The sequence below is a fragment of the Clostridium sp. AF29-8BH genome (assembly GCF_003478145.1).
Classification (GTDB): domain Bacteria; phylum Bacillota; class Clostridia; order Lachnospirales; family Lachnospiraceae; genus Otoolea; species Otoolea fessa.
In genome coordinates this window covers 85,471-105,683 of the sequence record NZ_QUEL01000003.1, presented here as the reverse complement: position 1 = coordinate 105,683, position 20,213 = coordinate 85,471, and the positions used below count along the sequence as shown (strand labels likewise).

General features: G+C 39.7%; 25 protein-coding genes and 3 pseudogenes. 26 read left to right on the top strand and 2 right to left on the bottom strand.

What is annotated here, in order from left to right; translation table 11 throughout:
• Positions 1-303: 303 nt before the first annotated feature.
• Positions 304-681 carry a helix-turn-helix domain-containing protein gene (locus DWZ16_RS03515; protein WP_002578940.1) on the top strand — a complete coding sequence of 126 codons (378 nt, stop codon included), beginning with the start codon at positions 304-306 and terminating at the stop codon, positions 679-681.
• Between the two features lie 162 nt (positions 682-843).
• Here DWZ16_RS03515 and DWZ16_RS03510 read toward each other — a convergent pair whose 3' ends face one another.
• Complete coding sequence (locus DWZ16_RS03510; RefSeq protein WP_002304410.1) at positions 844-1,398, bottom strand: ImmA/IrrE family metallo-endopeptidase; 555 nt, start codon at positions 1,396-1,398, stop codon at positions 844-846.
• A gap of 51 nt (positions 1,399-1,449) precedes the next feature.
• A complete protein-coding gene (locus tag DWZ16_RS03505) occupies positions 1,450-1,899 on the bottom strand; it encodes a helix-turn-helix domain-containing protein (protein WP_002304411.1) in 450 nt (149 codons plus the stop codon).
• A 286-nt stretch (positions 1,900-2,185) separates the two neighbouring features.
• On the opposite strand from DWZ16_RS03505, the gene DWZ16_RS03500 reads away from it, so the two are divergent.
• The 25 genes and pseudogenes from DWZ16_RS03500 to DWZ16_RS03375 all read left to right on the top strand — a co-directional run bounded on the left by DWZ16_RS03500 (position 2,186) and on the right by DWZ16_RS03375 (position 20,210).
• Positions 2,186-2,749, top strand: a complete 564-nt coding sequence (locus tag DWZ16_RS03500; protein WP_002304412.1) for a hypothetical protein — start codon at positions 2,186-2,188, stop codon at positions 2,747-2,749.
• A 262-nt stretch (positions 2,750-3,011) separates the two neighbouring features.
• On the top strand, positions 3,012-3,317 hold the full coding sequence (locus tag DWZ16_RS03495; RefSeq protein ID WP_002304413.1) for a helix-turn-helix transcriptional regulator: 306 nt from the start codon (positions 3,012-3,014) through the stop codon (positions 3,315-3,317).
• Between the two features lie 513 nt (positions 3,318-3,830).
• Positions 3,831-4,238, top strand: a complete 408-nt coding sequence (locus tag DWZ16_RS03490; RefSeq protein WP_002578938.1) for a type II toxin-antitoxin system PemK/MazF family toxin — start codon at positions 3,831-3,833, stop codon at positions 4,236-4,238.
• A gap of 6 nt (positions 4,239-4,244) precedes the next feature.
• Positions 4,245-4,481: a helix-turn-helix domain-containing protein gene (locus DWZ16_RS03485; RefSeq protein WP_002304418.1), complete on the top strand. Its 237-nt coding sequence runs from the start codon at positions 4,245-4,247 to the stop codon at positions 4,479-4,481.
• Positions 4,482-4,598: 117 nt separating this feature from the next.
• Positions 4,599-5,222 carry a helix-turn-helix domain-containing protein gene (locus tag DWZ16_RS03480; RefSeq protein WP_002304420.1) on the top strand — a complete coding sequence of 208 codons (624 nt, stop codon included), beginning with the start codon at positions 4,599-4,601 and terminating at the stop codon, positions 5,220-5,222.
• Positions 5,223-5,226: 4 nt separating this feature from the next.
• The gene (locus tag DWZ16_RS03475; protein ID WP_002304423.1) at positions 5,227-6,600 is read left to right on the top strand and encodes a tyrosine recombinase XerC; all 1,374 of its coding nucleotides are present in this window, start codon (positions 5,227-5,229) and stop codon (positions 6,598-6,600) included.
• An 85-nt stretch (positions 6,601-6,685) separates the two neighbouring features.
• Positions 6,686-6,991: a hypothetical protein gene (locus tag DWZ16_RS03470; RefSeq protein ID WP_002304425.1), complete on the top strand. Its 306-nt coding sequence runs from the start codon at positions 6,686-6,688 to the stop codon at positions 6,989-6,991.
• Positions 6,992-7,742: 751 nt separating this feature from the next.
• On the top strand, positions 7,743-8,357 hold the full coding sequence (locus DWZ16_RS03465) for a ParB/RepB/Spo0J family partition protein (protein WP_243021912.1): 615 nt from the start codon (positions 7,743-7,745) through the stop codon (positions 8,355-8,357).
• Positions 8,275-8,610: pseudogene (locus DWZ16_RS03460) on the top strand (AAA family ATPase); the annotation flags it as partial. The gene DWZ16_RS03465 and the pseudogene DWZ16_RS03460, both read left to right, overlap by 83 nt.
• Positions 8,604-8,906: pseudogene (locus DWZ16_RS03455) on the top strand (NifB/NifX family molybdenum-iron cluster-binding protein); the annotation flags it as partial. The pseudogenes DWZ16_RS03460 and DWZ16_RS03455, both read left to right, overlap by 7 nt.
• A gap of 264 nt (positions 8,907-9,170) precedes the next feature.
• Entirely contained in the window at positions 9,171-9,380 is a 210-nt protein-coding gene (locus tag DWZ16_RS03450) for a DUF6219 family protein (RefSeq protein WP_015516636.1), read from the top strand.
• Positions 9,381-9,383: 3 nt separating this feature from the next.
• Complete coding sequence (gene bcp, locus DWZ16_RS03445; RefSeq protein WP_107000940.1) at positions 9,384-9,839, top strand: thioredoxin-dependent thiol peroxidase; 456 nt, start codon at positions 9,384-9,386, stop codon at positions 9,837-9,839.
• On the top strand, positions 9,839-10,588 hold the full coding sequence (gene yaaA, locus DWZ16_RS03440; protein ID WP_118522287.1) for a peroxide stress protein YaaA: 750 nt from the start codon (positions 9,839-9,841) through the stop codon (positions 10,586-10,588). The genes bcp and yaaA overlap by 1 nt, the downstream gene beginning before the upstream one ends.
• 127 nt (positions 10,589-10,715) lie before the next feature.
• Complete coding sequence (locus DWZ16_RS03435; RefSeq protein ID WP_107000938.1) at positions 10,716-11,123, top strand: Fur family transcriptional regulator; 408 nt, start codon at positions 10,716-10,718, stop codon at positions 11,121-11,123.
• Complete coding sequence (gene rbr / locus DWZ16_RS16525; RefSeq protein ID WP_107000937.1) at positions 11,116-12,297, top strand: rubrerythrin; 1,182 nt, start codon at positions 11,116-11,118, stop codon at positions 12,295-12,297. Before DWZ16_RS03435 ends, rbr begins: the two co-directional genes overlap by 8 nt.
• The gene (locus DWZ16_RS03425) at positions 12,281-12,595 is read left to right on the top strand and encodes a hypothetical protein (RefSeq protein ID WP_347475107.1); all 315 of its coding nucleotides are present in this window, start codon (positions 12,281-12,283) and stop codon (positions 12,593-12,595) included. Before rbr ends, DWZ16_RS03425 begins: the two co-directional genes overlap by 17 nt.
• 44 nt (positions 12,596-12,639) lie before the next feature.
• A complete protein-coding gene (locus DWZ16_RS03420; RefSeq protein WP_107000936.1) occupies positions 12,640-13,014 on the top strand; it encodes a desulfoferrodoxin family protein in 375 nt (124 codons plus the stop codon).
• Positions 13,015-13,104: 90 nt separating this feature from the next.
• Positions 13,105-13,263, top strand: coding sequence for a rubredoxin (locus DWZ16_RS03415; RefSeq protein ID WP_107000935.1), 159 nt, complete (start codon positions 13,105-13,107; stop codon positions 13,261-13,263).
• Between the two features lie 573 nt (positions 13,264-13,836).
• Positions 13,837-14,109 (top strand): annotated as a pseudogene (locus DWZ16_RS03405) (antirestriction protein ArdA); the annotation flags it as partial.
• Between the two features lie 116 nt (positions 14,110-14,225).
• Positions 14,226-15,692, top strand: a complete 1,467-nt coding sequence (locus DWZ16_RS03400) for a phospholipase D family protein (RefSeq protein WP_118522286.1) — start codon at positions 14,226-14,228, stop codon at positions 15,690-15,692.
• A complete protein-coding gene (locus DWZ16_RS03395) occupies positions 15,677-16,348 on the top strand; it encodes a response regulator transcription factor (RefSeq protein ID WP_107000933.1) in 672 nt (223 codons plus the stop codon). Before DWZ16_RS03400 ends, DWZ16_RS03395 begins: the two co-directional genes overlap by 16 nt.
• Entirely contained in the window at positions 16,348-17,391 is a 1,044-nt protein-coding gene (locus DWZ16_RS03390; protein WP_118522285.1) for a sensor histidine kinase, read from the top strand. Before DWZ16_RS03395 ends, DWZ16_RS03390 begins: the two co-directional genes overlap by 1 nt.
• 31 nt (positions 17,392-17,422) lie before the next feature.
• Positions 17,423-18,484, top strand: coding sequence for an FUSC family protein (locus tag DWZ16_RS03385; RefSeq protein ID WP_118522284.1), 1,062 nt, complete (start codon positions 17,423-17,425; stop codon positions 18,482-18,484).
• 120 nt (positions 18,485-18,604) lie between these two features.
• Positions 18,605-18,826: a calreticulin gene (locus DWZ16_RS03380; RefSeq protein WP_227589456.1), complete on the top strand. Its 222-nt coding sequence runs from the start codon at positions 18,605-18,607 to the stop codon at positions 18,824-18,826.
• Positions 18,827-18,977: 151 nt separating this feature from the next.
• Positions 18,978-20,210, top strand: a complete 1,233-nt coding sequence (locus DWZ16_RS03375) for an ATP-binding protein (RefSeq protein ID WP_118522283.1) — start codon at positions 18,978-18,980, stop codon at positions 20,208-20,210.
• Positions 20,211-20,213: the final 3 nt, after the last annotated feature.

Sequence of the window (20,213 nt, the reverse complement as noted above, 5' to 3'; positions counted from 1 at the left end):
AGTTCTCTTTCTCATCTTTACTAAAATTCCAAAACTGCTTATAAGCATCTCGCCCTACAAATTGAATCAATAAATCTCCTCCTGGGTATACTCTTTCGTAGAGTAATGTACTCTACGAATTTTTTATTTTAAAGAACCTCAAGATAGCTCATATTGTCGTCTTGGGGTTCTTTTCATTCTATCATTTAATGCAATCTGCCTATAAAATTTTATCATATTGCATTTATAAATGCAACTTGCACCCGATGTTGGTTGTTGAGATTTTTGGTACATTTTATAATGTATAGCAGAATCATACACAGCATGGAGGTGATTGAAACGCAACCGGAAATTGATTACGTTAAGATTGGTCAGCGCATTAGAGCTGCCCGACTGGAAAAGGGTTATAGTCAGGCTGATTTGGGTGCGTTGGTTGGTTGCTCGAACAATCATATGAGCCATGTTGAAGTTGGACAGACGAAAGTTTCTTTGGCAATGCTTCTAAAACTGGCATTCGTCTTGGAAAAGAACTTTGACTATTTTTTACTGGATACCCCATATGCAAAATGCGACAGCATCATTGATAATGAGATTGCTGCAAAACTGAAAAAGTGTAATGTAACAACATTGATAACCGTAGGAAAGTTGATTGATGTCTTGATTGACCAGCAAGAGATGATAAAAAAAGCGGAGCTTGATTGATATAATGAAAAAGAAGCCCATTGACGGTACAGAGTGAACTGCTATGGGGTTCTTTTTTGCAGCACAATATACTGATTCTTTAAGAAGCAAAAAGTCCACCAGTCATGATGCACTACGCATCGTACTGGTGGACTTTTTCTGTAAAGATATAAAAATAGATATTCATATATCGCCATAACCAATGTCGTTATCGTAGGCATGAAGATCTTCTTTCAGGAAATCTGCTTTACGAATATACATCGAATTTACCAGCTCTCCTTTTTCGTGGAGCAGGCTGAATTTGTAGTCTAATAATGCTGCCGGTACATAGAGCATTTTAGCCGTTTCAAAAAATGTGTGTTCCGAAAGGCATTCCAGGACTTTCCCATCTTCTAACAGAAGCTCCGCCGCAAAGAAGTTTGCTTCATTTTCTTCGATTGATCTATCATCAAAAACTTCCATTTCTTGAAAGCCGTGCATCATAGCGATTTTTGTATGCAGGACAGCGTGTCCTAATTCATGTGCGACTAATATACGCTCCAGGATACCGTTCACATTGTGATCTATCACGATATTCTTTTGTCTGGACTGGTAATAGAAGAAGCCCTTCAATTTCTTCTGTAAATCGTAATAGTGGATTTTGATACCTAACAGCTGACATAGCTCGTAAGGGTCTCTGGTGTGATATTTTCGCACAAGCTTATCGACAGTTTCAATGATATGCTCTGCCGTTTTCATTTGCTTCACCTCCGAATCGCACACAGAAAACATATTCTGTGCTTGAGGATTTTACTCTTTATCTTTATGCTTTCTGTATTTCTTCGGAGTGTACTTTTCCCGTGCTGTTTTCTTAGAGTCCATATAAACTGACATAATCGCCTGGAAGAATACATCTTTTGCGTCCTCGTCCAATTCTCCACCGGCAAACAGAGAATTTACACGACCCAACACTTCCTGAGCTTCTTTTGCTCCTTTTGAACCGAAGTTTTCCTTTGCCTCTAAAATAAACATATCCTGATCTATATGGCTCTGGCTATCCGTTTCAGATTCGTCCAAAAGATAGGACACAGAGATATGCAGTGCTTCAGCAAGTTTTCTGATGTTGCTTTTTCTGGGGAGTGTTCCGAGCTGCTCATAGGTGTAAAGGGATCTTTCGGAAATGCCGGTCATCTGGGCAAGCTCCGTTTGAGATAGGTTCATAGCCAAACGAGCTTCTTTAATTTTTTCTCCAAATGTCATGGTAGTATCCTTCCTTTCAAAAAATATTTATTCGTAACTTCCGATTATTTGTTGACAAACTTCTGGAAAATGCTATAATAAGAATCATAACAGAAGTTTTAATTCCACTTAATTATATATCGGAACTTTTATAAAGTCAAGAACTTCCGATTTCACTTCTGTTATTTTAATCAAATATCGGAAGTTATAGTCATTCTTGTCCCATGGTATTTGTTTCCCTTTAGCCAAGTGACAGGAGTTAGAAAGGAATTCTTATTTTATGGATTAGGCTGAAAGGAGATTCTGAATGAGCAGATATAATACACAGGTATTAAGCAGTATTCGAATGCTTTGCCGGATGCAGAACATTGACGAGAAGGTTCTGTATGAAAGAGCAAAGCTGATTTTATCCATATATCGAGAGGTGTGCTGGTCTACCATTGATCGTGCGAATGATGTATGTGATACCCTTATTTGTACTTACGGTGACAGCTTAGATGGTGCATTGATTTATCTGGAGAACTTTGCTCCGGATGAAGCGAGAGAACGATTTGAAGAACGCATTCGCAGCTTATTTGAGACAAAGTGGATCATTGAACTGGTAGATATGGCTATGTTGAAAATCAGAGAATATCCAGATAAAGGCGCTCTGTACTGTGAGATTATCTCAAAGGCATATCTCAACCGCTTCAAGTACAGGGAATCAGAAATGCTGGAGGTTTTGAATATGGAACGCAGCACCTACTATGACCGAAAGAAAGAAGCGATACTGTTATTTGGTCTGTCACTTTGGGGAACAGCCATTCCTAAATTGAAAGATTTCCTGGAAAGTGCCCGGGAGGAAGAAGCATTGTGTTATTGTGAATGCTAAGACAGGATTTTAGTCCGACTAAAATCCGATGAAAATACGACGGTTCCCCTACTGAAAGTCCGACTTGTCCAGTGTTAAAATGGCTATGCTGGGAGATAGCGGCATAAAATTGAATAGAGAGAGTTACGCCTCGTGCCTGTAATGGGTACGGGGCTTTTTTTATACCTGCCTATTTTCCCCCATAATTAACACAAAGGCATGAACGAGAGCTTGGAGTAATTTACTCCGGCTCTTTTTTTATGCCTGCAAGGAGGACAGGCAGATGGCAAAGGGTATTGAGAATCGGGCACGATCTCCTCCCGCTGTTTTTGATTTTGCAACTTCACAAATTCAAAAACACGGAGGAACGAAAATGTATTACGACTTGGTTGAAAGCGGAAAAAGAATTAAAGCCTTGAGAAAGGAACATGGGCTTACACAGGAACAGCTTGCGGAGCAGTTAGGTGTTGCCGCAAACACCATTGCACGAATTGAAACCGGCAACAGAGGTATCTCTATTGATTTGGCAATCGAACTGGTTGTGCGCTTTGAGACAACCCTTGATTACATATTTTTAGGTCGTGAATAACCTCAAAACTATACCTACGAGGCAATAAAAACTTGCATGAGGAACAGGTACAATTTAGATACAGCCAAAGAAAATCGGCTGCTTGATCCTTGAAAACTGAATACACAGTCATCGAATACGTTCCTGTTGCCGGTGCGAGAGCATCAGCCACATCAGCGGTACGCCGAGACGTATCGGATAGAGAAACAGAACGACTTTCTTCTATAAATTAAGCGCTTGTCTCTCTCCCGATGCCAGCGATCAATACTGGCTTGTAAATATTGGGTTGCTCCCAATACGGCCATGAAAGCAACAGGATTAAAGATACTTCTCTACGGAGCTGGCGGAGAACCCGGCAGAGGTTAGATTCCTATGGAACTGATTCGCAATCAGTCGTTCGGTGATTCCCTGAGGGCGTAAGCCTCTTTCCCAGGGGTGCGTGGCAAATATGGGACACATAGACTTTTGGACTGACTGCCTGATTCCTTTCTGGCAGTCAGTTATTACATAGCCAACGAAAGGAGGTCATGGCACATGATGAAAGAAAATTGGGTATATTGCCGTGGTGATATTTATTGCGCCAAGCTGGACCCGGTAGTTGGGTCGGAACAAGGCGGCATCCGTCCGGTTATCGTCATTCAGAACGATACCGGTAATAAACACGCTCCCACATTGATTGTGGCAACGGTCACCACCAGAATCCATAAGAAAGCGAATATGCCGACGCACTTTGTTATTTACGACAATCCTGCATTCAAAGAAGCGTCCGTTGTTCAGCTGGAACAGATTCGTACCATTGATAAAAGCAGGATTGATAATTACTTAGGTAAGGTAACGCCCCGTGAAATGGTAGCGATTGAGAAAGCCTTATCTGTCAGCCTGGCAATGGAACAGCTGAAAAAGCGTTCCCCAAAACATAAAGCAAAGAGAGCGAAGGAGTGAACATAAATGTTTGAAGAAAGAATCGCTGCCATGAATCAGCGCACCGAAGAAGCGATGGCTGCTAACGCAGTTCAGTTTGATAAGAGAACCTATACGGTTGATGAGATTCAGGATATTCTGGGCATCAGCAGAACCAGCGCATACAACCTTGTGAAAAAGAAAGTTTTCCATAGCGTCCGCATCGGTGGCAGTATCAGAATCTCCAAAAAGAGTTTTGATGAGTGGTTGGATCATCAAATGTAAGATTTGTCAAGGGCGTCGTACAACCCGGCGACAAACTTCAAAACATATTGAGAGTTCGATAAAATGTAGCCATGACAAGAAACACATGGCTACATTTTTTACATAGGAGGTTGTACGATGGCGGAAATGAGAAAACGCACGAGTATGTCTGTTCTGGAAATGGGCAGGATGCTCGGTCTTGGTAAAACGGAGTCATACTGGCTCATTAAGAAGAATTACTTCAAAACCATTCTTGTCGGCAACACCATGAGGGTGATGATCGACAGCTTTGAAGAATGGTATGCCAATCAGTTCAAATACCAGAAGGTCGATGGAACCCCTCCCGGCGAGGAATTGAAGAAAACTACATATTCAATGGAGGAGCTTGGACAGCGCCTTGGGCTGAAAGAAGCGACTGCTTACGAACTGGTTGCCAAAGGGCATTTTGATGTGGTCGATGTCCTGGGCAAGCGCAGAGTGACAAAGGAGAGCTTTGAAAGATGGTATGCTTCTCAAACCGATTACCGCACGGTAGAGGATCAGGAACTGGATGCAGATATTATGGCATCCACCTACGGTCTGCCGGAAATGGCAAGAATGCTTGGGGTACATCGTCAGACCATTTACTATATCGTTGCCAATGAAGATTTTGAGCTTATCAAGGTTGGCAGGTATAAGCGAGCTACCAAAGAGAGCTTTGAAAAATGGTATCACAATCAGACCCGCTACCAGTTAGCGGAAGATAGACAGGAAAGGAGCTGATTACATGGCATCTATCGTTAAGAGAAAAAAGAAGTATTCTGTGGTTTATACATACACCGATGAGAACGGCAACAAGCGTCAGAAGTGGGAAACCTTTGAAACGAATGCCGAAGCAAAGAAAAGGAAGTTGCAGGTTGAATATGAGCAGGAGTCCGGAACCTTTATTCCCCCTTCTGCTAAAACCGTCAATGATCTTTTGGATGAGTATATGTCAATCTATGGTGTGAACACCTGGGCGATGTCTACCTATGAAAGCAGAAAGAGCCTGATTGCAAACTATATTCGTCCCCTCATCGGTGATATGAAGCTGGAGGATGTCACGCCGAGAATCATGGACAAGTATTACCGAGATTTGCTTTCTGTCAAAGCGGTTTCTTCTAAGTATGTAAAAGCCCGTACAGAATATCTGACTCCGCATACTGTCCGAGAGGTTCACAAGACATTGCGAAATGCTTTCAATCAAGCGGTCAAGTGGGAATTGATGACCAGAAACCCTGTGGAGCACGCTACGCTGCCGAAAGAAGAACACAAGACCAGGGATATCTGGACAGCAGAAGTGCTCCAGAAGGCTCTGGAAGCCTGTGACGATGATATTCTTCGTCTGGCTATTAACCTTGCCTTCTCCTGTTCCCTGCGAATGGGCGAGCTTCTGGGGCTTACCTGGGACTGTATTGACATTTCCCCCACCAGTATTGAACTTGGTCAGGCAAGCATCTTCGTTGAAAAGGAGTTGCAGAGAGTAAATCGTGAAGCGATGGCAGATCTGGACGGTAAGGACATCATGTTCAAGTTCCCACCGACCTTCGCCAGTACGCATACCGCATTGGTTCTCAAAACTCCTAAGACCAAAACAAGTGTCCGCAAGGTGTTCTTACCGAAAACCGTAGCGGAAATGTTGGTACAGCGAAAGGCTGACATCGAAGAACTGAAAGACCTTTTCGGTGACGAGTTCGTAGACTTCAATCTGGTTTTCTGTTCTTCCAATGGCAAGCCGATTGAGGGGCAGGTTATCAACCGTGCTTTCAATAAGCTGATTGAGGAGAAGGGACTGCCGAAAGTGGTTTTCCATAGTCTCCGACATTCCAGTATCACTTACAAGCTGAAGCTGAACGGCGGCGATATGAAATCCGTTCAAGGCGATTCCGGTCATGCACAGGTCAAGATGGTAGCGGATGTTTACTCCCATATCATCGACGATGACCGCAGACTGAACGCTGAAAGAATGGAAGCTGCGTTCTACTCAGGCAGACAGGCAACGCCTGAGCCGGTTCAACCAGCCGCAACGGAAAGCTCCGCTGATGATAAAGAACTTCTTCTGAAGCTTCTGCAAAATCCGGAAATGGCAGCACTCCTGAAGTCGCTGGCAAAAACATTATAGTAACTGCAAGGGCAGATCCTTTTACATAGCTACAATAGCTGTAAAAGGGTCTGCCCTTATTTTTTTGTTATGGAGGTCAACGAGTATGGATAGAATCTTTATGGACGAGTATTACGAGCATCTGAGAGCTGACAATATCGAGGCATTTTCCAAGGAAAGGAACGACGAATATGTTGGCAGAGCTGAGGAATACAAAGCAGCAAAGTCGGCATTGCTTGAAGGATTGGGACTTGAGCATTTGTTTGACCATAGCCATGAACTGACTCCGAAAGAGAAAGAAATATGGATGCTGTTCGATAGGGTTGATGTAGCAGAGCTTCTTGCAAGGGATGCTTTTGCCAAGGGTGCTTATATGCTCGGCGCTGAGGATAGAGAGATTATGCTGAAATAAAAAAAGACCTGCTTCGGCGGGTCTAAATTACATAGAATCATTGAGTCTGAAAAACCTTTGAAATTCTTAATAATTCTGGTTGAAAAATTCATTTTGAAATGATATATAAAACAGACTGAAATCTGTGTCTAAGGACACCCGCACCCTCACACGAGAATGAATAGGATTTCCTATCATTTCGCATCACGAGAAGTTACATAGTGACATTTACTTGCACTTGCAACGTCCACCAAAAATCGAAAGACTTGCTAATTTCGAGCCAATCGGACGGTGTAAAATCCCTCTGAATTAGCTATCACAGCGTAGTATCAGATGGGATTTGAAATGCTGAAAAACCTTGTATTTCCAAGCATTTTTAAGCATTAGATGCCACTTCCCGATGTCGTATCGGGTCTACTCCTAAGCACTAGTTGAGGGTTCGATTCCCCCTGGGAACGTGCATTTTTTGCAGCAATGATCGTAAAAGTTCATTGCTGCTTTTTCTTTTTTCCGGTGCTCGTGAGCACCGAGAGAACACTTAAACGCAGATATTGAGCACCGAAATTTCTTAACGGGCACCAATGCAATAATTCAATCCTGGTACCGAACGGAGATAACTACAGCGTAGGATAAGGATTGGGGTGTCAATGAATGTAAATATGGTTTTCTTGCCTGAACAAAACAGGCCTGACGGATCTATCCGCTCAGATTAGATTAAGAATCTATTCTGGGCGGATTTTTTCGTTACAGATATTTTAGAGGAGGATAGCTTATGGATAAAAAAACGGATGTAAGAGATCCGGATGAAAAAGTTGTTGAGATTGAAATGGAACGGTTAAGAGCATTTCCAAATCATCCATTTAAAGTGATCGGAGACAGTCAGATGATTGAGCTGCAGGACAGCATAAAAAAGTATGGTGTACTGAATCCATTGATTGTTCGTCCAAAGATTGAAGGCTACTACGAAATTATTTCTGGCCACAGAAGAAAATATGCGGCTGAGAAGCTGGGATATAAGAAAATTCCGGTAATCATTTGTATGTTGCAGGATGATGAAGCAGTAGTGATCATGGTCGATTCCAATTTGCAGAGAGAGCAAATTACACCAAGTGAAAAGGCCTATGCCTATAAGATGAAATATGATGCCATCAAAAAAAAGGCAGGCAGAAAGAATTGTAGTCAAGTTGACCACAATACAGGAAAGAGGAGTATTGACGTAATCGGAGAACTTTGTGGTGACAGTGCGAAGCAGGTGCATAGCAGTATCAAATCAAAAAGGTGGAGTTGGAAAGACGGTATCGTGCGTGAATTTAGGAATCGGACTGGCACAGGAAGGGAAAAAGGTTCTTCTGATAGATGCAGATCCGCAGGGCAGTCTCACAATTAGTTTAGGGTATGAGGAACCGGATGAAATGGAGTATTCTCTTGCAACGCTGATGCTAAATATTGTGAATGATGAAAAACTGAACATGGAAAAAACAATCCTTCATCATAAGGAAGGTGTGGATCTGATACCGGCCAATATAGAATTATCAGCGATTGAGGTATCTTTGGTAAACGCAATGAGCAGGGAACTGATTATGAGGTCACTTATTGAGAGATTAAGGGAATTTTATGATTTTATCATTATAGATTGTATTCAGAAGTAGTAGATACGAATGGAAGCGGACATGGTGCATTGGCAGGAGTTCTTAATGCATTAAATGCCGATGTTTTGATCTGCGGCGGAATAGGAGGAGGTGCCCAGACTGCGTTAGCGGCAGCAGGCATTAAGCTTTTTGGCGGAGTTTCAGGAGATGCAGATAAAGCAGTAGAAGCTTTTATCAATGATACACTTGATTATAATCCAGATGTTAAGTGTTCTCACCATGAGCACAGCCACGGAGAGGGACATACATGTGGTAAACATGGATGTGGAAACCATAGCTGTCATTAAGAAGAATAGCAAAAAATACAATACGAAAGGATGCGTCAAGGTAATGGGAGAATTATCGTGATACATCCTTTTGTATTATTTGATAAGATGGCAGATTACATTTTCAATAAGGCGGTTAAAAACTGTGAATGCTATATCGATCTCTACATGGATTGAGTATTTTTCTTTTCTTACTTGTAGAAAGTGATGAATGGAAGGTATAATATTGTTAATGATCCAGAGATATTTATTTTGGAAACAGCTTAATCAATTTGGAGGTATAAAATGAAAGCACATAAATATTGGTCAATCGGAGCAATAGTTACAATGGTTGGAACTTTTTATACAGGATATAAAGGGTTAAAAGCAGCACACAAATACTTTGCATTTGGCTCTCTGATATGCATGATTATGGCAGTCTATTCTGGTCATAAAATGATTTCAGGTAATAAAAGAACAAGAAAACAGGTGGAAAATACAAAAGCGGAGGAATAGTAAATGTTAGAGATAGGAACAAAAGCACCGGATTTTGAATTGCCGGCTCAGAACGGAGAAGTGCATAAATTAAGTGATTATTTAGGTAAAAAAATAATTTTATATTTTTATCCAAAGGATAATACACCAGGATGTACGAAGCAGGCATGTGGCTTTTCTGAGCGTTATCCACAATTCACCGAGAAAGGTGCGGTGATCCTTGGAGTCAGTAAGGATTCTGTAGCCTCTCACAAGAAATTTGAGGAAAAATATGGATTGGCATTTACACTTTTGGCAGATCCGGAGCGTAAGGTGATCGAAGCATATGATGTCTGGAAAGAAAAGAAAAACTATGGCAAGGTTTCTATGGGTGTGGTAAGAACCACATATCTTATTGACGAGCAGGGAATCATTAGAAAGGCAAATGATAAAGTCAAGGCGGCAGATGATCCTGAAAATATGCTTAAGGAATTAAATTGATGAAGATTATATTGTCACCTGCAAAAAAGATGATTGTAGATACAGATAACATAGCACCGGTTGAACTGCCTGCCTTTATTGATAAGACAGCAGAGATATTAAGCTGGATGAAAAGCAAATCAAAAGAGGAACTGAAAGCTATCTGGAAATGTAATGACAAGATTGCAGAGCAGAACTTTCACAGATTGGAAAATATGGATCTTTATAACAGACTTACTCCGGCTGTTTTAGCATATGAAGGAATTGCATTTCAATATATGGCACCAGCTGTGTTTGAAATCCAGCAGTTTGAGTATCTGCAAAATCATTTAAGAATCCTGTCTGCGTTTTATGGCATTTTAAAACCACTGGATGGTGTGACTCCTTATCGCCTTGAAATGCAGGCAAAAGCTGAGATTGAAGAAACAACAAATCTATATGATTACTGGGGGGACCGGTTATATCATTCAGTAATTGATGACAGCAGGATTATCATTAATCTTGCATCAAAAGAATACTCGAAATGTATAGAAAAGTATCTGACACCACAGGACAGATATATTACGATTGTATTTTGTGAGTTATCCGGAGATAAATTGGTAACAAAAGGTACCTATGCCAAGATGGCTCGTGGTGAAATGGTCAGATTCATAGCGGAAAATAATATTGAAAATCCGGTGGAGATTCAGAAATTTGACAGACTCGGATATTCGTTTAGGTCTGATTTATCTTCAGATTCAGAATATGTATTTGAACGCAAAATAAAATAGTTATTCAGGTAAAAGATGCTCAGTTTAGCACCTTTTATAATAATGAGAATCATTACTATTTTTATTGACAACAGGATGATAGTGGTATATAATCCTTATTAAGAACTAATCCTAATAAGGAGGACGGATGACAAGTAGGAGAAATACCATTCAAAAAGATCTCGTAAGAAATACCGTATACGAAATGAGAAGACACGTTACGGCAATTGAAGTGTATGAATTTATAAAAGAAGCATATCCATCAATTGGAAAAGGAACTGTATATAGAAATCTTGATATATTGGTAGAGGAAGGTGCATTAAGAAAGGTTGAAGTTCCGAATGGACCGAACCGATTTGATTTTACATTGAAAAATCATTACCATGTAAGATGTATAAAGTGCGGTGAAATTTTTGATGTGGATATGGATCAAATACCGGATTTGCTGGAAAGAATTCATAACACTCATGGAATTGAATTTGTGGATTACGATATTTCATTTAAAGGCATTTGCCCGAAATGCAGGGAGAAGGTAAAGGAGGAACAGCATGGATAGGAAAGCAATGTATAAGTTGAGTTATGGACTGTTTATATTGACCGCTAAAGAAGCAGAAAAAGATAACGGATGCATCATTAATACAGCCATTCAGGCAGCTTCGGAACCAAACCAGTTAAGTATCTGTGTAAATAAGGCAAATTATACGCATGATATGATTCAAAGAACCGGAAAATTTACTGTATCAGTCTTAAGTCAGAAGGCACAATTTGAATTGTTCAAACATTTTGGCTTCCAATCAGGAAGAGATACCAATAAGTTTGAAGCATTTGAGCAGTGTGCCAGGGGCACGAATGGTATTTATTATATTACAGAAGGTACAAATGCATACATTTCTGTGACAGTTACTAAAACAGAGGACTTAGGTTCACATACGATGTTTATCGGTGAGATAACCGATATGGAAGTTTTAAGCAATGTTCCTTCAGTAACATATGATTATTATCAGAATAACATTAAGCCTAAGCCACAGGAGGTTGGAAAAACAGAGGACAGTCAGACAATATGGCGTTGCAGAATTTGCGGATATGAATATGTAGGCGAGGAATTACCGGATGACTTTATATGTCCTTTGTGCAAGCACCCGGCATCAGATTTTGAAAAAGTAGTAAAGAAAACGGAGGTAAAAGAGATGGCAGAAAACAAATATGTAGGAACACAGACAGAGAAGAATTTACAGGAGGCATTTGCGGGGGAATCACAGGCAAGAAATAAGTATACCTATTTTGCTTCTGTAGCGAAAAAGGAAGGTTACGAGCAGATGTCAGCATTGTTTTTAAAGACTGCAGATAATGAGAAAGAACATGCAAAGATGTGGTTCAAGGAATTAGCAGGAATTGGTGATACAAAGGAAAACCTGGCGGCAGCGGCAGAAGGCGAAAATTATGAGTGGACAGATATGTATGACGGCTTTGCTAAAACAGCTGAGGAAGAAGGATTCCCTGAGCTTGCAGCAAAATTCAGGGCAGTAGGTGAGATTGAGAAGCACCATGAGGAAAGATATCGTGCACTTCTTAAGAATATTGAAACTGCACAGGTATTTGAAAAGAGCGAAGTTAAGGTATGGGAATGCCGTAACTGCGGACATATTGTGGTAGGAACAAAGGCTCCTGAGGTATGTCCGGTATGTAACCATCCACAAAGCTATTTTGAAGTACATGAAGAGAATTATTAAGGAGATAAGATTATTAGCAGTCAAGAACAGTGCTTATGAAATAATAAATAAAAAGCACGCTACATATTATGGAATGGCAATGTCTGTAAAAAGAATCTGTGAAGTAATTATGAGAAATGAAAAATCAATACTTCCGGTATCGCACATAATTCATGGCGTATATGATATTGACGGAGTATCGTTAAGTATGCCAGTTATTGTAGGTGTTGATGGTATTGAGTCTAATATACCTATTAATTTAAGTGGTGAGGAAGCATTAAAGCTTAAGAAATCTGCAGATTCTTTGAAAAGATTATAGAGACGATTGAACTATAAATTATACACATGGAAGGAGATAAAAGCATGGAAGTAAAGTATTATATATGTAAGCATTGTGGAAACATTGTTGAAAAGGTAAAGGATAAAGGTGTTCCTGTAATTTGTTGCGGAGAACCTATGCAGGAATTAAAAGCCGGTGTGACAGATGCGGCTGTTGAGAAGCACGTGCCTGTATATACAGTGGAAGGCAATTATGTTCATGTCGTGGTCGGAGAGACAAAACATCCAATGCTTGAAGAACATTTCATTGAGTGGATTACATTAAATACCAATCAGGGAATATACAGAAAACAGTTAAATCCAGGGCAGGAGCCGATAGCAGATTTTTGTCTTTGCGATGGTGAACAGGTAGAAGAAGTATATGCATATTGTAACCTGCATGGATTATGGAAATGCTAAAAGCATTTATACATATTAAGATTTAAGAACAACACAAATATAACCGTAATATAGGCTGTGTATTAATGTATTTACAAGGAGGAACAACAAATGAAATATGTATGTGATGTTTGCGGATGGGAATACGATGAGGAGAAGGGATATCCAGAAGGTGGTATTGCACCTGGTACAAAGTGGGAGGATATTCCGGAAGATTTTGAATGTCCGTTATGTTTTGTAGGCAAAGACCAGTTTTCAAAGGCTGAATAAAAATGAAAGCAGGACTAATGGATGTATGAAATGAAACCAGAATATTATAATGGAATAAATATGATAGAATTGATATAATATTGGAAAATCTTCGTGATTATACAGTAAAACACTTTACTGATGAAGAGCAGTATATGGAATCTATTAATTATAAGAAGTTATTTACACAGAAAGTTCAACATCTGAAATTTATACACAAACTTGATGAATTTATAGAACATCATAATGATGAGATAGAAGATCAAGATGAACAGATTATGGTTATATGTGTAGAGTCTGCGGATAGAGGATAGGGGAATGTGCAGCATGTTTCCGTATTACTCCCATGTTGTTACCAATTGCTATCCTTTTGCTACCATTTTACCTCTTTTTTTCAGAATTGACCTGTGCTAATATTATCATAGACAAATGAGACATGAGCTACAAACTTACATTTCATTTGTTTCTCTTTTGCAAAAGAATACGGACAAAATATAAAGCGTCTGCTCATTGCCGGAATGGTGATGAGTATGGCGCTTTTTTTGATGCCGAAAACCGGGTGATGACCTGAAAAATGAAACAGGAGGAAATAGCATGGCATATGAATATGGCCACGATTGCCCATTTGAAGCTTACATCACGAATCTCGGAAAATATAACGAAGGGGAGTTGGTAGGCGAATGGGTAAAGTTTCCTACCACATCAGAAGATCTGAAAAAAGTATTTGAACGAATTGGAATCGGTTCAAAAGATGACTTTGGTAATCCTTATGAAGAATGGTTCATAAGTGATTATGACTGTTATGTCGATGGACTGTATGAAATGCTGGGAGAATACGAAAGTCTGGATGAACTCAATTATCTGGCTTTCTTTAAAAAGAAGCCGGTCATATTTTTTTATGAAAAATAAATTTTGTTGAGGTTAAATTGAGATTGACTTTGTATTGTATAAGTATGAAATAAAAAGGAATCAGGTGCTGTACAATGAAAAAGCATAAAATATGTAAAATCCTTCTTGTTATACTGGCAATTTTTTTATGTGTGGCTTTTTATGAATTGCTCGGAATCTGCGTTGCATATAAAAAGCAGCCGGAAGTGTCCAATACAACCAAAAAAGAAACAAAAAATGGGTCATGGAACGAATGCAGTGAAAATACAGAACGGGCAGTAATCATAGAAAAGAATCCAGAAGCGCTTTTACAAAGAGTGCGTTTGATCAAGAATGCAAAAGAAGACATTATTCTTTCTACTTTTGCATTTCAATCCGATGAAAGTGGAAAATTGATCTTAGGAGCACTGCATGATGCGGCAGACAGAGGTGTGCATGTTCGTCTGTTAGTAGATGGAATGGAGAGCTGGATTGATATGGAAGGAAATCCGTATTTCTATGGATTATCTTCCCATGAGAATGTTGAAATTAAACTGTATAATAAGGCCAATCCGTTGAAACCATGGAAGATGATGGGGAGAATGCATGATAAATATTTGATTGCAGATGGTAAGACATATATTCTTGGTGGAAGAAATACATACAATTATTTCCTGGGTGATTTTCCGGGACATAAGAACTATGACAGAGATGTGTTAGTGGTTTGCAATGAACCTGAGAAAGAAAATTCAGTTAACCAGTTGTTAGAGTATTTTGAAACGATATGGGAACAAGAAGACAGTGGTTATTTTCATGACAATAAAAAACTGGCAAATAGAAAATCTGTAAAGAACGCAGTTTTAGAGCTGCAGAACGGCTATCAGAAATATTTTGAAGAGAATAAGGAAAGAATCTGCGATACCGATTACACGGACGAAACTTTTGAGACAGAAAAGATTGCATTAGTGTCAAATCCTATCCACACAGGTCCCAAGGAACCAGTAGTCTGGTATCAACTGGGAGAACTAATGAAAAATGCAAAAGAGCGCGTGAAAATTCATACACCATATATTATCTGCAATGATATGATGTATAATACATGGAAAGAGATTGCGGAGAGAGTTCCGGATTTTTCTATCATGACCAATTCGGTTGCCAACAATGGAAATCCGTTTGGTTCTGCTGATTATGCGAGAAACAGAAACAGAATTTTAAATACAGGAATTGATATCTGGGAGTATGAAGGCGGCTATTCTTACCACGGAAAAAGCATCCTGATTGATGATGATCTATCCGTAATCGGTTCCTTTAACATGGATATGAGAAGCACGTATCTGGATACGGAACTGATGCTTGTAATACGTAGCAAAGAGATTAATAAACAGTTGGAAGAAGGTATGATGGAATATGAAAGAGTGTCCCGACAGGTATTGGAAGATGGAACCTATCGTGATCCGTATCATGTAGAGCCAATTGAATTGACAAAGAAGCGTCAGAGAAACGTACTTTTGGTACAGCATCTGCTTGGATGGCAAGATATCTGTTCTGATAAAGGAGGAAGAAGATCATGTTTCAAATATTAATTGTAGAAGATGATAAAGAATTAAGCCAGCTATTCCAAAAAGTGCTTGAGAAGAATGGATATCAGGTCAAAAGTGCATCGGATGGAGCACTGGCATTAGAAATATTGGATAAAGAGTATATTGATCTGATCATTTCCGATATTATGATGCCGGTTATGGATGGTTATGAACTGGTGTCGAAACTCCGTTCAGCAGGATATCAGATACCGGTACTTATGATCACTGCGAAAGGTTCCTTTGATGATATGCGCCAGGGATTTCTTTCGGGAAGTGACGATTATATGGTAAAACCGGTAAATGTGAATGAAATGGTTTTAAGAGTCGGAGCACTGCTTCGCCGTGCACAGATATTGAATGAACACAAAATTGTGATCGGTTCAACAGAGTTTGATTATGATGCAATGACGGTTACAACTGATAAGGAAAGTCTTGTTTTGCCTAAAAAAGAATTCCTGCTTTTATATAAGCTTGCAGCTTCGCCAGGCAGAACATTTACAAAACAACAGTTGATGGATGAAGTATGGGGATACGAGACGGAGGCAGACCCACATACGATAGAGGTACATATAGGAAGAATCAGGGAGCGTTTGAAAGATAACCCGGATTTTGAAATCGTAACAATGCGTGGAATTGGATACAAGGTGGTGAAAAAATAATGGAACAAAAGAAAGAAAAAGGATTGCGGATCCGATCCTGTCTGACTGGTGCAATCTGGCTGGCACTTGTATTTTCAACAGTCATATCTGCGTTATTATTTGCTTTTTTGAATCATTTTTTTAATCTGCCGGGCAGCATACCTGTGCTTGGCTGGCTTTTGATTTTCAATACATTGATTGCAGGGCTGATCACTTCCTTTATCAATGCAAAGTTACTGGAACCAATTACCAGACTCAGTAAAGCAATGAAGAAAGTTTCGCAGGGAGATTTTGAACAGCATTTGGAAACGAACAGCCGTATCGCAGAAGTTGGAGAATCTTATCAAAGTTTTAATGTGATGACAAAAGAGCTTCGTGCAACAGAAGTACTGCAGATGGATTTTGTCTCCAATGTTTCTCATGAGTTTAAGACTCCGATCAATGCCATTGAAGGATATACAATGCTGCTTCAGGGAGAAGAACTGTCTCCGGATCAAGAGGAATATGTAGAAAAAATCTTATTTAACACCCAAAGACTTTCTGGATTGGTTGGTAATATTTTGCTGTTATCCAAGTTAGAGAATCAGAACATACCAATGAAAAAAACAGAATATCGTTTGGATGAACAGATCCGTCAGGCATTTCTTTCCCTGGAGACAAAATGGACAGAAAAAGAAATTGGTTTCCAGGTAGAGCTGGAGGAAGTTAAATATACTGGGAATGAAGGACTTTTTATGCATATATGGATGAATCTTTTAGATAATGCGATTAAGTTCAGTCCTGCAAAGGGGACAATTATGATGTTTCTGAAGCAGAAAAAGGATTCTGTAATGTTTATTCTGGAAGATGAAGGACCGGGAATAGAAGATGATGTGAAAACCAGAATATTTGACAAGTTCTATCAGGCAGACGGTTCTCACAAAGCAGAAGGAAATGGTCTCGGCCTTGCACTTGTGAAACGGATCGTAGATAGTGCTGGCGGGACGATCAAGGCAGAAAACCGGGAATATGGAGGATGCAGATTTGTTGTAGAGCTTCCAATACAGAAAGATGAGGCCATATAAGTTTAAGAAAAACAGATAGAGGAGGAATTACATGACATTTTATCAGGAATTGCAGTTAAATCAGGCAGGTTCTAAAAATCTGTTGAAAAAGAGTGAAACAGTGAAAGAAAAATTATATCATATGTGGGTATATCTGGTGAAGATAGCTGTTACAATGGCATTTTGTTTTTTATTTGTTACTATTTTCAGTATCTTATTTGGAAATGAGAATAGTATTGTGGGTGTAGTAGTTTTATTATGCCTTATGGTATTTCGGAATGCGGATCTGGGGATCCACACCGGACAATCTACGATGCTTTTGGCTTTGTTCTTTGTAATTATGACTGTATGTCCGCATTTAGCAAATCAGTTTTCACCGGTATTGGGAATGCTGTTAAATATTGCGGCACTGGCTGTGTTGATTCTGTTCGGATGCCATAATCCATTCATGTTTAACCAATCCACATTGGTTCTTGGTTATCTGTTATTGTATGGATATGATGTAACAGGAAAAAGTTATCAGATGCGATTAACCGGAATGGCATTAGGTGCAGCACTTACCTGTTTCGTATTTTATCGAAATCATAAAAACAGAACGTATAAAAGAAATTTGAATGATTTGGTACAGGAATTTGATATATCTTCTTCCAGAACAAAATGGCAGATATGTCAGATTTTATGCGTACCGATTGTCCTTTGCATTGCAGAACTTTGTAATATGCCACGTGCAATGTGGGCTGGTATTGCGGCCATGTCCGCGATTTTGCCGTTTATGGAAGATATGCACTACAGAGTCCGTAAAAGGATTGTCGGAAATATTGCAGGTGTTATATGTTTTACAGTACTATATTTTCTGCTTCCTTCGTCAATCTATGCATATATAGGAATCCTTGGCGGAATTGGTGTAGGACTTTCTGCAAAATATGGCTGGCAGGCAGTATTTAACACATTTGGTGCTTTGGCCATTGCTACAGAGAGTTATGGACTAAAAGGAGCAGTTGGCCTTAGAGTGATTCAGAATGTTTTTGGCGTTGTATTTGCATTAATATTTTGTGCTGTGTTTTATTGGCTTATGTCAAAAAAAGGAAACGTGGTAACCGTAGATGCAGAATAACGTGGGATGGAAAGAAAAAGGGTTAATCCGGAAATGGCAGCTTTGCTGACGAGTCTGGCGAAGAGTATGAAGATGTAAGGGAAAATGTAAGATCTGTTGGCTTTGGGAAGAATCCTAAGGGTGACAGATCTTTTTTTATACCTGCCTATCTTCCTTCATTTTAACACAAAGGTATTCTTCGTATTTAAGAAAGTCCAGGAAAAGAAGAAGGAACAGGAAGCGGCAAAGCCTGATCCGGATGCTGATTATGTGGACGATGACGAGGACTATGGGTACGATCCGGAGTTTGAGAACGATGATGCAGATAGCTCCGTCGATGAAGATGATAATGAACCTGTGTAAACAGGATAGGCTTGATGCCTGGGGCAGCCTTCGGAGTGCCTTTACATAATTTCCACTTTCAAAAAATAAAAAATTTTATGTTTTTGAAAGCGACATCTTGCATATACTATTAGCAGACAGTATAATAAGTACAGTGAAGCGGTTTCGAGAAATGAAAAAATTTCAATTTTTGAAAGCGGGTGACGATATGAAAACAATCACGAGAGCAAAATATCTCAATAGAATCATTGAACTGAATGACACTCCTGACATCAAGATCATCACGGGCATTCGTCGATCCGGTAAGTCCAAGCTGATGCAGGCGTATATTGAGTATCTGAAAAGCCATTTTGAAAACATCAATATCATATTCATTGACTTCATGGATTTGGCGTATGAGGAAATCAAGGAATATCATGCCTTACACGCCTATGTGGAAGAACATTATCAGGAAGGTAAAACGAACTACCTGTTTGTAGACGAGGTTCAGATGTGTCCCAAGTTTGAGTTGGCAATCAACAGCCTGTACTCTAAGGGAAAATACGACATCTATGTAACCGGCTCCAATGCTTTCATGTTGAGTGCGGATCTGGCAACTCTGTTTACCGGACGCTATATTGAAATTCATGTGTTTCCTTTCAGCTTCCAGGAATATTGCCAGTATTATGATGATGTTAGTGATAAAGATAAGCTCTTTGATGATTACGCTATCAAGGGCGGTTTAGCAGGTTCTTACGCTTACAGAACCGAAAAAGACAGAACAAACTATATCAAAGAGGTCTACGAAACGATTGTAACAAGGGATTTGGTGCAGAAATATGCGCTCCCGGACACTTTGGTTTTACAGCGTCTGAGCGAGTTCCTTATGGATAATATCAGCAACCTGACTTCTCCTAATAAGGCCAGTCAGCTGCTGACAGCAAATGAGACTCCGACCAATCATGTAACCGTCGGCAAGTACATTAAGTATTTGTGCAATGCTTTTGTATTTTATGATATTAAGAGATACGACATCCGAGGCAAGAAATACCTTGAAAGCTCTGAAAAGTTCTATTTGTGTGACAGCGGCATTCGATATGCAATACTGGGAAGCAGAAATATGGATTACGGCAGAGTATATGAAAACATCGTTTGCATCGAACTTCTTCGCCGTGGATACGATGTCTATGTCGGCAAGCTCTATCAAAAGGAGATCGACTTTGTTGCTCAGAGAGGCAGCGAGAAGATTTATATTCAGGTCAGTGACAACATTTCCGGGCAGGAAACATTTGAGAGAGAATGCTCTTCTCTGCTTCAGATCCGAGATGCTTATCCGAAAATGATTATTGCCAGAACCAAACATCCAAAATATAGTTATGAAGGAATCGAAATCCATGATATAGCCGATTGGTTGCTACAAGAATAAGCA

Coding starts and splice junctions, on each gene's coding strand:
- DWZ16_RS03480 (WP_002304420.1), top strand. CDS start 4,599: ATGGCGGAAATGAGAAAACGCACGAGTATGTCTGTTCTGGAAATGGGC.
- DWZ16_RS03385 (WP_118522284.1), top strand. CDS start 17,423: ATGACATTTTATCAGGAATTGCAGTTAAATCAGGCAGGTTCTAAAAAT.
- DWZ16_RS03485 (WP_002304418.1), top strand. CDS start 4,245: ATGTTTGAAGAAAGAATCGCTGCCATGAATCAGCGCACCGAAGAAGCG.
- rbr (WP_107000937.1), top strand. CDS start 11,116: ATGGATAGGAAAGCAATGTATAAGTTGAGTTATGGACTGTTTATATTG.
- bcp (WP_107000940.1), top strand. CDS start 9,384: ATGTTAGAGATAGGAACAAAAGCACCGGATTTTGAATTGCCGGCTCAG.
- DWZ16_RS03515 (WP_002578940.1), top strand. CDS start 304: ATGGAGGTGATTGAAACGCAACCGGAAATTGATTACGTTAAGATTGGT.
- DWZ16_RS03465 (WP_243021912.1), top strand. CDS start 7,743: ATGGATAAAAAAACGGATGTAAGAGATCCGGATGAAAAAGTTGTTGAG.
- DWZ16_RS03375 (WP_118522283.1), top strand. CDS start 18,978: ATGAAAAAATTTCAATTTTTGAAAGCGGGTGACGATATGAAAACAATC.
- DWZ16_RS03400 (WP_118522286.1), top strand. CDS start 14,226: ATGAAAAAGCATAAAATATGTAAAATCCTTCTTGTTATACTGGCAATT.
- DWZ16_RS03505 (WP_002304411.1), bottom strand. CDS start 1,899: ATGACATTTGGAGAAAAAATTAAAGAAGCTCGTTTGGCTATGAACCTA.
- DWZ16_RS03395 (WP_107000933.1), top strand. CDS start 15,677: ATGTTTCAAATATTAATTGTAGAAGATGATAAAGAATTAAGCCAGCTA.
- DWZ16_RS03495 (WP_002304413.1), top strand. CDS start 3,012: ATGGCAAAGGGTATTGAGAATCGGGCACGATCTCCTCCCGCTGTTTTT.
- DWZ16_RS03390 (WP_118522285.1), top strand. CDS start 16,348: ATGGAACAAAAGAAAGAAAAAGGATTGCGGATCCGATCCTGTCTGACT.
- DWZ16_RS03415 (WP_107000935.1), top strand. CDS start 13,105: ATGAAATATGTATGTGATGTTTGCGGATGGGAATACGATGAGGAGAAG.
- DWZ16_RS03435 (WP_107000938.1), top strand. CDS start 10,716: ATGACAAGTAGGAGAAATACCATTCAAAAAGATCTCGTAAGAAATACC.
- DWZ16_RS03470 (WP_002304425.1), top strand. CDS start 6,686: ATGGATAGAATCTTTATGGACGAGTATTACGAGCATCTGAGAGCTGAC.
- DWZ16_RS03425 (WP_347475107.1), top strand. CDS start 12,281: ATGAAGAGAATTATTAAGGAGATAAGATTATTAGCAGTCAAGAACAGT.
- DWZ16_RS03420 (WP_107000936.1), top strand. CDS start 12,640: ATGGAAGTAAAGTATTATATATGTAAGCATTGTGGAAACATTGTTGAA.
- DWZ16_RS03450 (WP_015516636.1), top strand. CDS start 9,171: ATGAAAGCACATAAATATTGGTCAATCGGAGCAATAGTTACAATGGTT.
- DWZ16_RS03475 (WP_002304423.1), top strand. CDS start 5,227: ATGGCATCTATCGTTAAGAGAAAAAAGAAGTATTCTGTGGTTTATACA.
- yaaA (WP_118522287.1), top strand. CDS start 9,839: ATGAAGATTATATTGTCACCTGCAAAAAAGATGATTGTAGATACAGAT.
- DWZ16_RS03510 (WP_002304410.1), bottom strand. CDS start 1,398: ATGAAAACGGCAGAGCATATCATTGAAACTGTCGATAAGCTTGTGCGA.
- DWZ16_RS03490 (WP_002578938.1), top strand. CDS start 3,831: ATGATGAAAGAAAATTGGGTATATTGCCGTGGTGATATTTATTGCGCC.
- DWZ16_RS03500 (WP_002304412.1), top strand. CDS start 2,186: ATGAGCAGATATAATACACAGGTATTAAGCAGTATTCGAATGCTTTGC.